This is a genomic window from Abyssogena phaseoliformis symbiont OG214 (assembly GCF_016592595.1).
Lineage (GTDB): Bacteria > Pseudomonadota > Gammaproteobacteria > PS1 > Pseudothioglobaceae > Ruthia.
On sequence record NZ_AP012977.1, the window covers coordinates 741,268 to 756,456 of the forward strand.

Here is a 15,189-nt window from a genome sequence, read left to right on the forward strand (position 1 = left end):
GCTCTACTCTGTATAAAACGGCCGGTTAACTCAAACGTTAGGTGATAAATAGTGGTAATTTTTTGGTGGATAGTTTTTTGTATGTGGGCGTCCTTAATTCCAGCTGCATTGCTTAATGGTAGGGCTTTTTTATCTGGACTTCCAAATAATTTTTATCTTGGTATTCCTCACGGTATAGTTGGTGCAATCACTGCATTGTTTATTGCATTCGTGCATCAAATAGACTGGTGGCGGAGTTTTATATTTTTGATTGTTATGTGGTTTTCAGTAACGCTTTCAACAATAATTTCTGCTATGCCTTTTAAACCAGAATGTAACTTGACTGTACATACGCTAGATGAGGTTAATAATTCGCTTAAAGAAGGATAATACTTCTTTACTGATACAAAGGGATCAGGGAGTTGTGTTGTATGAGTTTAATAGGAAAGAATTGGCTGTACCGGGGTACTTAACCCAAAAAGCATGCAAGAAAATGGCAATAATAGACTATGAAGAGTGGTTTGGTGGCGCTAATGAACTCTTAATTAGTTATAAGGCAAATTTTAAGAGAGGAAGTTACAAACTATCTGCGTTTGAACTCCACCAAGCTACTGAATACTATTACTATTACTCTTGCTTGTCTTTGGTGCTAACTCAATACAAATCATAATTTACAACAACTTGGCTCAATGGCAGTCCATCAAGATGAAGCATTAATGGCTGTCTTCCCACAAGACAGTAAGTTTATAAACACCGTTGTTTTTAACTACTCAAAGAAGCCTATGTTAAAGCACGCTATTCTAGGCATTATAAAATCACCGAAGAAGAGTTAAACTATTTAAGTGAGAGAGTCGTTCACTTGCAAACTCTAACCAAGCGGCTTTGTGAGGAAAAGATTAAGTCGTTTGGTTAGTGCAAGAACAAATCTAAAAGAAAGTGCTAATTTATAATTATGAAAATCATTTTATTTAACTAGGATTTTTTTTAAATGTAGATGGGCTGGTGTGAATTTAAAGAAGAAATATATCATAAACATCTTTAATACTCCAACATCTTACATTTGAATAATTTACATTTTACTTCTGAAAAAGGTGATATTTTTAATAAGGACTGCAAGGCGATACCTCCTTATAATGGTTGTTTATTGATTATGAGAAAAGCCATGAAAAACCCAGTTATCGCAAATAATAAACCAAAACAAGTCACGCTTAACCAAGGTGAAGAGTACTATTTTTGCAGTTGTGGTAAATCTAGCAATCAGCCTTTTTGTGATGGCTCTCACGTAGGAACGGACTTTACCCCGATTGCATTCACTGCAGAACAAGACAATGAGGCGCATTTATGCATGTGCAAATATAGTACCAATCAGCCTTATTGTGACGGTGCGCATCAACAATTTAGCCAAGCAGATATTGGTCAAGAAATCTCGGTAACAACAAAGAAAAGCAGCGGAATGCCAGTTGCAAAAAACTACTGAAGAACCTGCTATAGAATTCATCCATCAGCTTGCTCAAAAAGGATTGTCCAAGCTTGGTCTCATCATGGAAAAATGACCTCTATGGATGTGCCACGTAATGTGCTACCACACTGGGATGATATTCAACTAATGATGGCAACCAAGCCATTAATGGAAAACCAACGTGTTGGTACAGAATTAGTTATCGGTTCAGAAGCTAAAAAACCTTTGACATTAAAAATACCGTTATTTGTTTCTGATATGAGTTTTGGTGCTTTATCCGAGGAAGCTAAGATTGCTTTAGCAACAGGCGCAAATCTTGCAGGTACAGGCATTTATTCTGGTGAAGGGGGAATTTTTATGCTACCTGAAGAACAAGCCGCCAATAAACGTTATTTTTATGAATATACCAGTGCCGGCTTTGGTTATAAAAAGCCGCTCTTAAACAAAAAGGTGCAAGCTTTTCATTTTAAAGGTGGGCAAGGCGCAAAAACAGGCACTGGTGGCCATCTTCCCGGTAATAAAAACCAAGGCAAAATATCGCAAGTTCGAGGTATACCAGAAGCTCAGCCCGCTGTTTCTCTGCCGACATTTAAAGAACTTTCATCAGCATCAGATTTTAAGCGCTTTGCTGATAGAGTAAGAGAAATAACTGGTGGTATTCCTATTGATTTTGTTAAAGCCTTGGCATTAGGCGCAGATGGTATTGCGCTTTCTAATAGTGCGATGCAAGCAATTGGTTGTGTTGGTGCAAGAATGTGTAATACCAATAATTGCCGAGCAGGTATTGCTACACAAAAACCAGACCTGCGTCAAAAACTCAATATTAAAACAGCGTCAACATAATTGTATAATTTTTTTGATGCCTCTACTAAATTGATGCAAGGTATGGCGCGCGCCTGTGGACATGATGATTTAAGCAAGTTTAACAAAAATAATTTAGCCACTTGGTATCAAAAAATGGCCTTGCTTTCAGGTGTGGCTTACTCAGGATTTATGGATATATCAAAAAGATAAAAAAGTGTAAGTATTAATATCTAACAAGTGCTGTCAGGAGATTACCAACTAAAACTGAGCTTTTTATTGCCAAGATATCAAAGCATCTTACCTTTGCATCTGCTCTAGACTACCAGGTGTTAGCTGCCCAACTCAACCTTTCTAAGTGTTTGAGCCAGTTTATCCAATGAAGCGTTAATAAGTTTATACGCACCTTCTGCGCCGTATAGTTTTGCCAATTCAAGTGATTCATTAATTACGACTTTATAGGGCACTTCTGGGCTAAATTTAAGCTCAAAAGCGCCTAGATATAAAATAGCATGCTCAACAGAGCCTAATTGTTCGGTTTCTCGGCTAATGGTAGGTACGATAATCTCATCTAGTAAAGATCTGTTTTTAAGAATGTTGATGAATAAATTTGAAAAGAAAACTTTTGAGATTTTACCTTGTTTTTGGTTTAAAAATTGTTGTTCAATTTGTAATACTTCGCCACCTGATACTAGGTATTGGTATAACGCTTGTACCACGCGTTCTCGGGAGCGTTGTTTTGAGGTTTTAAAAGTCATGGTTAAAAAGTTTGAGTGTTTGCTTGTTGCATTAAATAGAGCATTTCAATCATTGCCATGGTTGCCTCTTCGCCTTTGTTGCCCTTATAGCCACCTGCCCTACCAACGGTTTGTTCCATGTTGTTTGTAGTAAGCACACCAAAGGCAGTGGGGATTTCATATTGATAAGAAACATCTGCCACACCACGAGCACATTCGTTACAAACAAACGCAAAATGCGGGGTTTCGCCATTGATAACTGCACCTAAAGTCACGATACCATCATATAGATTTTTACCATTTAGTTGCTGGATCGCTAATTTTTTAGCCAATAGTGGGATTTCAAATGCGCCAGGGGTATAAAACACATTGACATTATTAGTATTGATACCATATTTAGCTAAGGTTTCTTGTGCTGCTGATAATAGCTTGTCGCCAATGTCTTGGTAAAAATAACCCACGATAATCGCAACTTTTGATTTTGAAAGAAAATCGCTATTGCTATTTTTATCAAATTTAAATTCCATTATTGTTCCTTTACTTGTTAGTGTCTACGTATTCAGTGACTTCTAAGCCAAAGCCTTTTAAGCCATACAACTTTCTAGGACTGCCTAAAATCCTCATTCGTTTAACACCAAGGTCAGATAAGATTTGAGCACCAACACCATAGGTTTTAATGTCATCATGAATGTTGCCATTAACGTTGTCAATATTTTCTAAAATACTTTGGTCGGTTTGCATTCTAAGTAGTAACAAAACGCCACTATCTGATTTGGCAATATGCTCTAACGCGGCGTTAACGCTAAAACTGTTTGACTTTTCTCGTAACACGTCCTTAAAGGTGTCTTCCATGTGTACACGTACGCACGTATCAGTATTACTACTAATTTCACCTTTAACCAAGGCTAGGTGTGTTTCATTGTGAATACTATCAAGAAATGAAATGAGTCTAAAAGTGGCAAACTCGGTTTTAAACTCACGCTCGTTAATGCGCTCGATGGTTTTTCCATTCTCAACCCGATAAGAAATTAAATCTTCAATCGTGCCTAATTTGATATTGTGTTTTTTAGCAAAGATTTCTAAATCGTCACGTCGCGCCATTGAGCCATCCTCATTAAGGATTTCAACAATCACACTAGCTGGTTCAAGTCCTGCAAGACGTGCTAAATCGCACCCTGCTTCTGTGTGTCCTGCTCGAATTAAAACTCCACCTGGTTGTGCCATGAGCGGGAAAATGTGCCCTGGTTGTACGATATCAGCAGGTTTGGCATCTTTTGCCACTGCATCAAGTATTGTTTTGGCTCTGTCTGCTGCTGAAATGCCTGTGGTTACCCCTTCTATTGCCTCAATTGAAACGGTAAAGTTAGTACCATTCGCATCGTTATTTTGCGCCACCATGAGTGGTAAATTAAGCTGTTTACAGCGTTCCTGTGTTAAGGTTAGACAAATCAAACCACGTCCATGAGTCGCCATAAAATTAATATCTTCTTTGGTAACAGTTGCAGCAGGGATGATTAAATCACCTTCGTTTTCACGATCTTCATCATCCATTAGGATAATCATTTTGCCTTGGCTATAGTCTTTTAAAATTTCTTCAATACTGGATTTCATAACTAATTTTTAATACTGTAATAATTGTTCAAGGTGTCTGGCGATAATGTCACCTTCAAGGTTAACCTCGCTGTTTATTTCTAATTCGCCCAATGTTGTGGCTTTTAGTGTATGTGGCACAATGTTAATATCAAACACGTAATCGTTAATATCATTGACTGTTAAACTCACGCCGTTAATACAAACAGAGCCTTTTTTAGCGATGTATTTTATCAAATTCCTAGGCGTATTAATTTTAAAACGTGTCGATTCGCCTTCAATAAATCGATCAACAACTTTAGCGATGCCATCAACATGGCCACTGACCAAATGTCCGTCAATGCCTTGATTAAGCCTTAGTGCTTTTTCAAGGTTAACCAAATTGTTAGTGCCTAAATGATTAAAAATTGTACATCTGAGTGTCTCTTGTGAGATGTTAGCTTTGAAATAATCATTACCTATTTCAATGGCGGTTAAACACACGCCATTTACGGCAATACTATCGCCAATTTTAACCTCATTAAAAAACGAGCTTTGCGCCTCAAAGCAAAACGCACCTGCCTTAATGCTTTTAATCTTGCCAATGGTTTGAATAATGCCTGTAAACATTTATTGACTCTCTGCCTGATGAAAACAAAAACTGCTACTTGCGCCAAATAATACCACAACCCAAGAAAAATACGCCCAAAGCATAAACAACAATAGCATGGATAACGCGCCATAAATCAACTCATAAAAAGGAAAGTAGTTGATATAAATTAATAGTATTGATTTTAAAACCTCTAAAAAAAACGCAGCAACAAAGCCAGATTTAATCGTATTTTTGAACGATACTTTTTCATTGGGGATAAAATAATATAACAAGCTCAGTCCAATGGTTGAAAGAATGATTGGCAAACTTGATATAAAAATACCACCCATCGGTATAAAAACAAATAATTTTGATGCACTTAGGTAGGAACTCACCAGTAAAGACGTGGCTAAAAATAAAGGACCTAACACCAACACTAGTAAATAAATAATCAAATCAATGCCAAAATGGCGCGATTTTTTCACCCCCCAAATTGAATTAATGCGCCTATCTACTTGTTGAAATAAGAAAAATACAGCTAAAAGTAAAAATAAAATGCTAATGCCTTTAAGTTTTTGCGCACTTGCAATAAATTGGTGAATGTACTGACTGACTGACTCATAATTTTTAGGCAGTAATTGCTCGAACAAAAACCCTTCTAAATGCTGTTGTAAATCAGAAAAATAAGGCGATAAAGAAAACACGCTAAACACCAAAGTTAGCGTTGGCACAATAGCAAACAAAGTTGAAAATGCCAACACGGCTGCCGAATCAAAGCCATTTTTTGATTTTAAATGGTTAAAGGCTAATACTAGAATATGCATTATTTTTTATAAAAGTGTTTTAATAGTTATTTTTAGAATTTTTTAAACAATTAAATTATTCATTCTACATAAGCCTTACGCATTTTTAAATAAATAAAACTTACATACTAGATTATTTTTGACTGGCCAAGTAGTCTTCATAATTGCCAGAATAATAATGCATACCGTCCTCTTTAAGCTCTACTACCTTGGTAGACAGCGAGGAAACAAACTCTCTATCATGACTAACAAAAATCAAAGTGCCTTCGTAATTATCCAGTGCTAGATTAAGGGCTTCGATAGACTCCATATCAAGGTGATTGGTAGGCTCATCCATCACTAATACATTGGGTTTTTGTAGCATGAGTTTGCCAAATAACATTCTGCCTTTTTCGCCACCAGAAAGTGATTTAATGCTCTTTCCAACGTCTTCTTTACCAAATAACATTTTGCCTAGTACTGCGCGCATTGCCTGTATGTCGTCTTTTTCGGTTTTGAACTGGCTCATCCAATCAAGTACATTCATATCAGTTTCAAAATCTTTACTGTGATCCTGTGCATAATAACCGATGTTAATGTTTTCGCTCCACTTAATCTTGCCTTTGTCGGGCTTGATTCCACCAACCAAAGTACGCAGCAATGTGGTTTTACCAATACCATTTTGACCAATAATGGCAATGCGATCACCCACCTCAAATAAGAAATTAATATCTTTTAAAACCTCAAGTTTATCATCCTTTTTAGTATCTCCTTGAGGGCTGAAACTCTTAGACAAACCTTCAACTTCTAATATATTTCTGTGTAATCTATTTTCTTGGTTAAAAATAATGTAGGGGCTTACTCTTGAAGAGGGTCTAATGTCATCCAATATAATTTTGTCTAACTGCTTTAATCTTGAAGTGGCTTGCTTAGATTTAGAAGCGTTGGCTGAAAAGCGAGAAACAAAATGTTTAAGTTCTTTGATTTTTGCTTCTTTTTTGGCATTATCCGTTTGCATTTTTTCTTGAATAGCGGTTGATGCAATCATGAAATCATCGTAATTACCAGGGAAAGTATTAAGCGCACCATAGTCTAAATCAGACATGTGTGTACATACGCCATTTAAAAAGTGCCTATCATGAGAAATGATAACCATGGTTGCCTTGCGTTCTTTTAACACGCCTTCTAACCAACGAATTGAGTTAATATCTAAGTTGTTTGTTGGCTCGTCAAGTAGTAGAATTTCTGGATTTGAAAACAGTACTTGGGCCAGCAAAATACGCAACTTCCAACCTGGTGCAATTTCACTCATTAGTCCATAATGTTGCTCTTCTGGGATGTCTAAGCCTAATAACAACTCACTAGCGGAAGACTCTGCCATATAACCATCCATTTCTGCAAATTGCATTTCAAGTTCTGCAACCTTGATGCCATCTTTCTCGCTCATTTTAGGTAAGGCGTAAATTCTATCTCTTTCTTTTTTAATTTCCCATAATTCGCTATGACCCATAATCACCGTATCAACCACACGAAAATCCTCAAAGGCAAACTGGTTTTGGCGAAGAACACCCAAACGCTCACCATCGCTAATATGAACTGTGCCATTACTAGGCGTAAGCTCACCTGTTAAAATTTTCATAAAAGTTGACTTACCACAGCCATTCGCACCAATTAAACCATAGCGGTTACCGCCTTGAAATTTAATAGAGATATTTTCAAATAAAGGTTTTTCACCAAATTGCATGGTGATATTGGCAGTAGAAATCATAAGTTTGTTGTTGTTTTTGCAAAACGAACATTATCCCATAATAGTAGCAAAAAGCTCAACTAATAGGGTTTGAATTTATAAGGCTCTCTTATGAATAAACCCACCCTTGAGCGTATAATTTAAATGGCGTGAAAAAATAATAAACTCATTAATCATTAATCTCTCATGTTTGAAAAAACTGGTCAACTGCCTGATAAAAATCTACTTTTTGCGATTTTGACACTGCTGACCTTTGGCTGGATGTTGTCTTTTTCTGCCTCGCTTGGGCATTTTAGTAGTTATGCTTATTTTATAAAGCAAACTATTTTTATTCTCTTGGGTTTGAGTCTTGGTTACACTGTGCTTAAAATTCCTTTATTTTTTTACAAAAATCACTCTAAATTATTTTTTATAATTACGCTGATATGCCTAGCGTTGGTTTTTTTACCAGAGCCTATCGGTAAAACTGTCAAAGGCTCAACGCGTTGGATTAATTTTGTGTTGTTTAAGTTTCAACCTTCTGAAATGATGAAGTTGGTGATGATTCTATTCATGGCAGGCTTTTTAGTTAGGCAAGAAAAAGATTTAAGAAAGCCTTATATGGGCTTTATTAAAACGCTTATTATCATTGGTGCATCAAGTTTACTGTTATTACTAGAGCCAGATATTGGCGCGACCTTTATTATTTCCGCAACTGCTTTTGCCATGCTGCTAACTGCTGGTGTTTACTTAAAGCAATTGTTCATAGTCGGTGCAAGCGTTGTTTCTGTTTTTATTGTCATTCTTTTCCAAATTCCCAATCGAGTTGAAAGACTGACTTCCTTTTGGCGAGAAGATTTATGGCTTAATAAATCTGAAAAAGTATGGCAAACCAAACAAGCATTAATCGGTATCGCTAGGGGCGATTGGACTGGTGTTGGACTAGGCAATGGCATTCAAAAATACACCAAACTACCCGAGCCACATACCGATATGATTTTTGCTATTATTGGCGAAGAAACAGGCATTGTTGGAATGTTGTTTGTGTTGTTTACTTTTGCTTATATCGTTCTTAAAGGGTTTAAAATTGCCAAAGATGCGCTTAAAAATAATCGCAAATATAGCTCTTATGTTGGCTTTGGTATTTGCACTTGGCTGAGTATGCAATTTAGCGTTAATATCGCTATGAACCTTGGCTTAATTCCACCCAAAGGATTTACTTTACCATTGATTAGTTACGGCGGGTCAAGTATGATATTTGCACTCATATCACTGGCTATATTGCTCAGAATTGATATGGAAAATCGCTGTGAATATTCTAAACAAAAACATTATGTCTAAAAAAATTCTGATTATGGCTGGTGGCACTGGTGGGCATATATTTCCTGCACTTGCCATTGCTAATGAACTTAAAAATTATTCAACCCATGTTCAATGGCTGGGCTCAAATGCTGGCATGGAAAACAAAATCGTGCCTAAACATAATATCAAACTACACACAGTGAACAGTGTTGGCTTGCGTGGTAAAAGTATTGTTAGCCTGATAAAAGCACCTTTTTTGTTGAGTTATGCCACACTACAAGTGATGGGTATTTTTCTAAAGTTTAACCCCGATATTGTACTTGGCATGGGTGGCTTTGCCTCTGGCATTGGCGGTTTGGTGACTTGGATTTTTAGAACACCGCTGGTGATTCATGAACAGAACTCTATACCAGGTACAACCAATAAAATACTCAATAAAATAGCCACCAAAACCTTTCAAGCATTTAATGATACTTTTATTAAAAATGCCACCACTTCTGGCAATCCTGTTGCGTTCAACCCTGTTGAAAAATACACTAATAACAACAAATTAAACTTATTAATTATCGGTGGCTCTTTAGGCTCAAAGTCTATTAATGATATCGTCACACAACTCAATATTAATATTAATATTTGGCATCAAACAGGAGAGCTGCATTTTGATGCGGTTAAAGCCCAGTATAAAAACAACACTACGAAAGTGACTGCATTTATTAAAGATATGGCAAACGCCTATGCTTGGGCAGATATTGTACTTTGTAGAGCGGGTGCAATGACAATCTCAGAGCTAATGTTATCAGCCACACCCAGTATTTTAATCCCACTACCTCATGCTATTGACAATCATCAATTTTATAATGCCAAGATTTTGGCAAATAATAACGCTGGCATATTGATTGAACAAAAAGATTTAACGATCGAACTGTTAGAAACAACCTTACTCAATATTAACAAAAATCAAATTAAACAAATGTCTACTAATGCACTCAAACTTGCCAAACCCAATGCGGCTAAACAGATTGTAGATTATCTACTTGCTTTTGATTAATCCCTAACCTTGCAAACAAATCTTGGTCGCTATTTGTGTTTGGATTGTCAGTGGTGAGTAATTGCTCGCCATAAAAAATAGAATTAGCCCCTGCAAAAAAACAAAGCGCTTGCATGGCCTCACCCATTTCAGTGCGCCCTGCTGATAAACGCACAACTGATTTTGGCATCATAATACGTGCTACTGCAATGGTGCGTATAAACTCACTTTCTGTTGGTGGCTTAATGTTTTCAAATGGCGTACCTGGAATGGGTACTAATAAGTTAAGTGGCACACTGTCTGGATGTGTTTTTAAATTAGACAGCGACCTAAGCATAGAGGCGCGATCAGTTTGATTTTCACCCAAGCCTAAAATGCCACCACTACAAACATGAATATCGGCATTTTGTACTGACTCTAAAGTATTCAAGCGATCTTGAAAATTACGCGTAGTAACCACATTTGAGTAGTGTTCTTTTGAGGTGTCAATGTTATGATTATAATAATCTAAACCCGCTTCTTTTAAGGTAAATGCTTGTTCTTGAGTCAACATACCTAAAGTTACGCACGTTTCCATGCCCATGGCTTTTACGCCTTGAATCATTGGAATGACCTTATCTAAACTCTTATCGGTGGGGTTTCGCCATGCAGCTCCCATGCAAAATCGTGTCGTACCTTTGTCTTGTGCTTCTTTGGCTTGTTGAAGCACCAAATCAACTTCCATTAATTTTTCACGTTCAAGACCTGTGTCATATTTAGAACTTTGTGAACAATATGAGCAATCTTCTGGACACGCACCAGTTTTGATATTTAACAATGAGCTAATTTGAACCTGATTAGGGTCAAAATTCTGTCTATGAATACTGTGTGCTTGAAATAATAAATCATTAAAAGGTAATGCAAATAGTGCCTCAACCTCTTTTAGAGTCCAATCGTTTCTTAATTCTGCCATAATGAAGTTAATGTAAATTTGTTATCGATACTTTACCATCTTATATAACAAAAAAGCCGTGTAATTACACGGCTTTTTATCATTTTTATTACATATTACACACTGTAATACATGTCAAACTCTACCGGATGAGGAGAAGCGCGTAGTGCAGTCACTTCTGTCATTTTTAATTCAATGAATGAATCAATCACATTATCAGTGAACACGCCACCTTGCTTTAAAAACTCACGATCTTTATTCAGTGCCCCTAGTGCTTGATCTAACGAACCACAAACTTTAGGAAAGGTCGATTTTTCTTTTTCTGTTAATTCATACAAGTCTTCATCACCTGGTTTTCCAGGGTCAATCTTGTTCTTAATACCATCAAGGCCTGCCATTAACATTGCTGCAAATGCAAGATATGGATTGGCTGTTGGATCTGGAAAACGCACTTCAATACGACGGCCTTTTGGATTAGACACAAAAGGAATGCGAATCGCAGCAGAACGATTTTTGGCCGAATATGCCAGCATTTCTGGCGCTTCAAAGCCTGGTACTAAGCGCTTATACGAGTTAGTAGAAGCATTGGTAAAGGCATTAAGCGCTTGAGCGTGCTTAATGATACCACCAATATAATGCAGTGCCATTTCACTTAGATTGCCATACTTATCACCATCAAATAAGTTTTTACCATCTTTAGAGATTGACTGATGAACATGCATACCGTTGCCATTATCAACTGCAATTGGCTTAGGCATAAAGGTTGCTGTTTTACCATAAGCATGCGCCACATTATGTACACAATATTTTAAGATTTGAGTCTCATCAGCTTTTTTCACTAACGTGTTAAACAGTGCGCCAATTTCACACTGTCCAGCAGTACCAACTTCGTGGTGATGAACTTCGGTAGTAACGCCCATTTCTTCGATTGCTAAACACATTTGTGAGCGTAAATCATGCAATGAATCTACTGGAGGAACTGGAAAATAACCACCTTTAATCCTAGGACGATGTCCTTTATTGCCGCCTTCAAAATCAGAGCCTGATTCCCAATCCGCTTCCTCAGAGTGAATTTCATAAAATGCCTTGCCCAAACCGAAGCCTGTATCCCACTTAACACTATCAAAAACAAAAAACTCTGGCTCGTTACCAAAATATGCAGTATCACCAATGCCAGTTTCATTTAAATAAGCTTCGGCTCTTTTTGCAATAGAACGAGGGTCTTTTTCATAGCCCTTCATATCATTTGACTCGATAATATCACAAGTGATATTAAGCGTAGACTCTTCAGTAAATGGGTCCATTACCGCTGTTGTTGTGTCTGGCATCATAATCATGTCAGATTCATTAATAGGCTTCCAACCAGCAATTGATGAGCCATCAAACATCTGACCCTCTTCTAATTTTTCAGCATTAACGGCGTGTGCTGGAACGCTCACGTGGTGTTCTTTACCAATGGTATCAGTAAAACGAAAATCAATGAATTTCACTTCATTGTCTTCAATCATTTTCATTACATTTTTAGCAGACATACTTTCTCCTTTTTTTGACTATTTATATTTGCTGACAGTCTTTGTCAAAATAGCCTGCGCCGTTGCAAGCATTGTTCTTGTTGGTTTTAATTGTTCTTGCTGGTTTTATTTTTTTTATAAATAAAGCGAACTATTTTACCCTATTTTCTCTACAAGTAGAATAATCTCATCGGTTTTTTCATTAATCGAAATCACTCTATGCCCGTGTACTTTACACCAAGCAGGTATGTCGTGTAATACACCAGGATCGGTGGCAAGCATTTCAATCGTGTCATTACTTTTAATTTTTTCAATCATCTCACCTAAGCGAATCACTGGCATAGGGCACAACAAGCGCTTAACATCAAGATTATGTTTCACTTTATTTCACACTCTCTTGAGAGATGTTAATCCAATCTTGAGGTTGAATAAAACGTGTGTACAACCTTGCTTCTTCGCTATCTGGCTCTGGCTCGTATCGATACTCCCAATGCACCAATGGTGGTAATGACATCAAAATTGATTCACTACGACCACCCGTTTGTAAACCAAATAAAGTACCTCGATCATAAACCAGATTAAATTCAACATAACGCCCTCGACGATAAAGCTGAAATTGTCTCTCATGGTCTGTATAAGGCGTGTCCTTTCTACGTTCAACAATGGGGCGATAAGCTTTAATATAGCCATCACCTACACTTTTCATAAAAGCAAAGCACTCATCAAAACCACCTTCATTAAGATCATCAAAAAACAAGCCACCAATGCCACGTTGCTCACCCCTATGCTTTAAATAAAAATAATCATCACACCATTTTTTGTACTTTGGATAGACCCCTTCACCAAATGAGTCGCACGCTTGTTTGGCTGACTGATGCCAAAAAATGGCATCTTCGTCAAAACCATAATATGGCGTTAAATCAAAGCCACCGCCAAACCACCAAATAGGGGCTTCACTTTCTTTTTCAGCGATAAAAAACCGAACATTAGCGTGTGAAGTGGGCACATAAGGATTGTGTGGATGAATCACTAATGATACGCCTAAAGCGGTAAAACGTCGCCCTGCTAACTCTGGTCTTAATGCGGTGGCTGAGGCCGGCATATCATCGCCACGAACGATTGAAAAATTAACACCTGCTTGTTCGAACACAGCGCCATTACTTAGCACTCGGGTTAATCCGTTGCCTGCATTATTTTGCTTTTCCCAAACATCTTTAATAAACTCAGCCCTGCCATCTATTTGCTCAAGTTGTTCACAAATATCGGCTTGCAACATTAATAAATATTTTTTAATTTGTTCAATCACCTAATTTTCTCTCCAGTTTGCAAATTAATAATTTTTGATGCTTGGGTATTATAAGTTTTTGGTGGGATAATAAAATCTAATTTATCACTAAAGAATTCTTTTAAATCCAACATACTTGTTGCGCTACGCTTGCTTGTAATATTAGCACTACTTGAAACTAGGGCGCCATTAGTGGCTACACATAAATTAGTAATAAGTTGATTATTGGTCAATCTAAGTGCAATGGTATCAAAGTCACCTGTTAATAATTTAGAGGTATGCTCATTCGCCTTGAGTAAATAAGTAGTTGGCTGAGCATCAATTGTTACATCAACCAATAAGGAGGCATCTTCAACATAATCAATAAAATAACGCACATCACTGGCTAGTAGTATCAAGCCTTTAGCGCTTGAACGGCGTTTAAGTTGTAGTACTCTAGCCATAGAGAGCTTAAATTTTGGCAAGCAAGTCAACCCCTGAATGGTGTCAGTAGGATTACTAATCACACCACCTGTTTTTAAACAAGATGCTGCAAGCCTGGTCTGAAAATTCATGATTTTTTAGCCCTTGGGTGGCATTGGTCATACACTTTGGACAGTTCTAAAAAATCAAGATGGGTATAGACTTGGGTAGATTTAATGCTGGAATGTCCTAAAAATTCTTGAGTAGAGCGTAAATCATGACTGGATTGTAAAAAGTGAGTTGCCGCTGCATGACGCAACATATGCGGATACACATTAACTTTAATACCAGCCTTTAGTGCACGTTTTTTGACTATATTTTGCACAGCTCTTACACTTACTCTTTGTTGCTTTCTATTCACAAATAACACATGATTTGAGTGATCAAATAAGCAACGACTAATGGCTTGCTGTGCTGCCTTACCAACTGGTGTATGTCTGACTTTAGCGCCTTTTCCAACCACGCGCAAAAACCCTTGATTCAAATCCACGTCATTAACATTTAAAGCAACCAATTCAGATACTCTAAGACCACAAGAGTACATCACTTCAATCATTGCCACATCTCTTAATTCAAGCCAAGTGTTTGATCTGGGCTTGAGCATAAGTAGTATGTTGTCGTAATTAAGTATATTAGGTAAGTTTTGATCAATTTTTGGGCTTTGCAAATGAATGGCGCAATTATCACTCAACTGTTCATGATTAACAAGATAGGTTAAAAATCCACGAATTGAGGACAAATTCCTGCGGATAGTGCGGGCACTAATGTCTTGATGACGCAGCTCCATTACAAATAAATTAAGATGCTCACTGGTAAGATTTGACCATTGGCTAAGACTTTTCTTATGGGTAAATACTAACAACTTCTCAAGGTCGCGCTTATAAGCCTGTTGCGTATTAATGGCGTAATGACGCTCAACCTTCAAATACTGAATAAAATTAGTAATTTGTTTATGCAAAATAACCCTTGTTTTTTTAAAATTCACCCATATTGATACATTTTACGCACAAAAAACAGGAATAAAAA

Annotated in this window: 16 protein-coding genes and 1 pseudogene; 5 read left to right on the top strand and 12 right to left on the bottom strand. The window is 37.1% G+C overall.

The genetic code is table 11. The features are described from left to right. Nucleotides 1-81: 81 nt before the first annotated feature. The 3 genes and pseudogenes from CVPH_RS04755 to CVPH_RS04765 all read left to right on the top strand — a co-directional run bounded on the left by CVPH_RS04755 (nucleotide 82) and on the right by CVPH_RS04765 (nucleotide 2,452). Nucleotides 82-369: a hypothetical protein gene (locus CVPH_RS04755; RefSeq protein ID WP_201342348.1), complete on the top strand. Its 288-nt coding sequence runs from the start codon at nucleotides 82-84 to the stop codon at nucleotides 367-369. Continuing rightward, nucleotides 338-649 (top strand): HEPN domain-containing protein, encoded by a 312-nt coding sequence (locus tag CVPH_RS04760; RefSeq protein WP_201341230.1) that lies wholly within the window; start codon nucleotides 338-340, stop codon nucleotides 647-649. The genes CVPH_RS04755 and CVPH_RS04760 overlap by 32 nt, the downstream gene beginning before the upstream one ends. Nucleotides 650-1,141: 492 nt before the next feature. Then, nucleotides 1,142-2,452, top strand: a pseudogene (locus CVPH_RS04765) (glutamate synthase-related protein). Nucleotides 2,453-2,571: 119 nt separating this feature from the next. Here CVPH_RS04765 and nusB read toward each other — a convergent pair. The 6 genes from nusB to CVPH_RS04795 all read right to left on the bottom strand — a co-directional run bounded on the left by nusB (nucleotide 2,572) and on the right by CVPH_RS04795 (nucleotide 7,687). After that, entirely contained in the window at nucleotides 2,572-2,997 is a 426-nt protein-coding gene (gene nusB, locus CVPH_RS04770) for a transcription antitermination factor NusB (protein ID WP_201342349.1), read from the bottom strand. Nucleotides 2,998-2,999: 2 nt separating this feature from the next. After that, nucleotides 3,000-3,503, bottom strand: a complete 504-nt coding sequence (ribH, locus tag CVPH_RS04775) for a 6,7-dimethyl-8-ribityllumazine synthase (protein ID WP_201342350.1) — start codon at nucleotides 3,501-3,503, stop codon at nucleotides 3,000-3,002. A 10-nt stretch (nucleotides 3,504-3,513) separates the two neighbouring features. Next, entirely contained in the window at nucleotides 3,514-4,587 is a 1,074-nt protein-coding gene (gene ribBA / locus CVPH_RS04780) for a bifunctional 3,4-dihydroxy-2-butanone-4-phosphate synthase/GTP cyclohydrolase II (protein WP_201342351.1), read from the bottom strand. A 9-nt stretch (nucleotides 4,588-4,596) separates the two neighbouring features. Continuing rightward, entirely contained in the window at nucleotides 4,597-5,175 is a 579-nt protein-coding gene (locus CVPH_RS04785) for a riboflavin synthase (protein ID WP_201342352.1), read from the bottom strand. Then, complete coding sequence (locus tag CVPH_RS04790) at nucleotides 5,176-5,961, bottom strand: YihY family inner membrane protein (protein ID WP_201342353.1); 786 nt, start codon at nucleotides 5,959-5,961, stop codon at nucleotides 5,176-5,178. A 112-nt stretch (nucleotides 5,962-6,073) separates the two neighbouring features. Further along, complete coding sequence (locus CVPH_RS04795; protein WP_201342354.1) at nucleotides 6,074-7,687, bottom strand: ABC-F family ATPase; 1,614 nt, start codon at nucleotides 7,685-7,687, stop codon at nucleotides 6,074-6,076. 165 nt (nucleotides 7,688-7,852) lie between these two features. Between CVPH_RS04795 and ftsW the strand changes: the two genes are divergently transcribed. Both ftsW and murG read left to right on the top strand, forming a co-directional pair. Beyond that, nucleotides 7,853-8,986: a putative lipid II flippase FtsW gene (ftsW, locus tag CVPH_RS04800; protein WP_201342355.1), complete on the top strand. Its 1,134-nt coding sequence runs from the start codon at nucleotides 7,853-7,855 to the stop codon at nucleotides 8,984-8,986. Further along, nucleotides 8,979-9,995 carry an undecaprenyldiphospho-muramoylpentapeptide beta-N-acetylglucosaminyltransferase gene (gene murG / locus CVPH_RS04805; protein ID WP_201342356.1) on the top strand — a complete coding sequence of 339 codons (1,017 nt, stop codon included), beginning with the start codon at nucleotides 8,979-8,981 and terminating at the stop codon, nucleotides 9,993-9,995. Before ftsW ends, murG begins: the two co-directional genes overlap by 8 nt. Here murG and bioB read toward each other — a convergent pair. From bioB to CVPH_RS04835, 6 genes are all read right to left on the bottom strand, one after another. After that, nucleotides 9,958-10,926, bottom strand: coding sequence for a biotin synthase BioB (gene bioB / locus CVPH_RS04810; RefSeq protein WP_201342357.1), 969 nt, complete (start codon nucleotides 10,924-10,926; stop codon nucleotides 9,958-9,960). The two genes, murG and bioB, sit on opposite strands and share 38 nt — an antisense overlap. Nucleotides 10,927-11,021: 95 nt before the next feature. After that, on the bottom strand, nucleotides 11,022-12,437 hold the full coding sequence (gene glnA, locus CVPH_RS04815; protein WP_201342358.1) for a type I glutamate--ammonia ligase: 1,416 nt from the start codon (nucleotides 12,435-12,437) through the stop codon (nucleotides 11,022-11,024). A 135-nt stretch (nucleotides 12,438-12,572) separates the two neighbouring features. Then, on the bottom strand, nucleotides 12,573-12,797 hold the full coding sequence (locus CVPH_RS04820; RefSeq protein ID WP_201340244.1) for a sulfurtransferase TusA family protein: 225 nt from the start codon (nucleotides 12,795-12,797) through the stop codon (nucleotides 12,573-12,575). Nucleotide 12,798: 1 nt separating this feature from the next. Beyond that, on the bottom strand, nucleotides 12,799-13,722 hold the full coding sequence (hemF, locus tag CVPH_RS04825; protein ID WP_201342359.1) for an oxygen-dependent coproporphyrinogen oxidase: 924 nt from the start codon (nucleotides 13,720-13,722) through the stop codon (nucleotides 12,799-12,801). After that, nucleotides 13,719-14,255, bottom strand: a complete 537-nt coding sequence (locus CVPH_RS04830) for an L-threonylcarbamoyladenylate synthase (RefSeq protein WP_201342360.1) — start codon at nucleotides 14,253-14,255, stop codon at nucleotides 13,719-13,721. The genes hemF and CVPH_RS04830 overlap by 4 nt, the downstream gene beginning before the upstream one ends. After that, nucleotides 14,252-15,121, bottom strand: coding sequence for a tyrosine recombinase XerC (locus CVPH_RS04835; protein WP_225879817.1), 870 nt, complete (start codon nucleotides 15,119-15,121; stop codon nucleotides 14,252-14,254). The genes CVPH_RS04830 and CVPH_RS04835 overlap by 4 nt, the downstream gene beginning before the upstream one ends. Nucleotides 15,122-15,189: the final 68 nt, after the last annotated feature.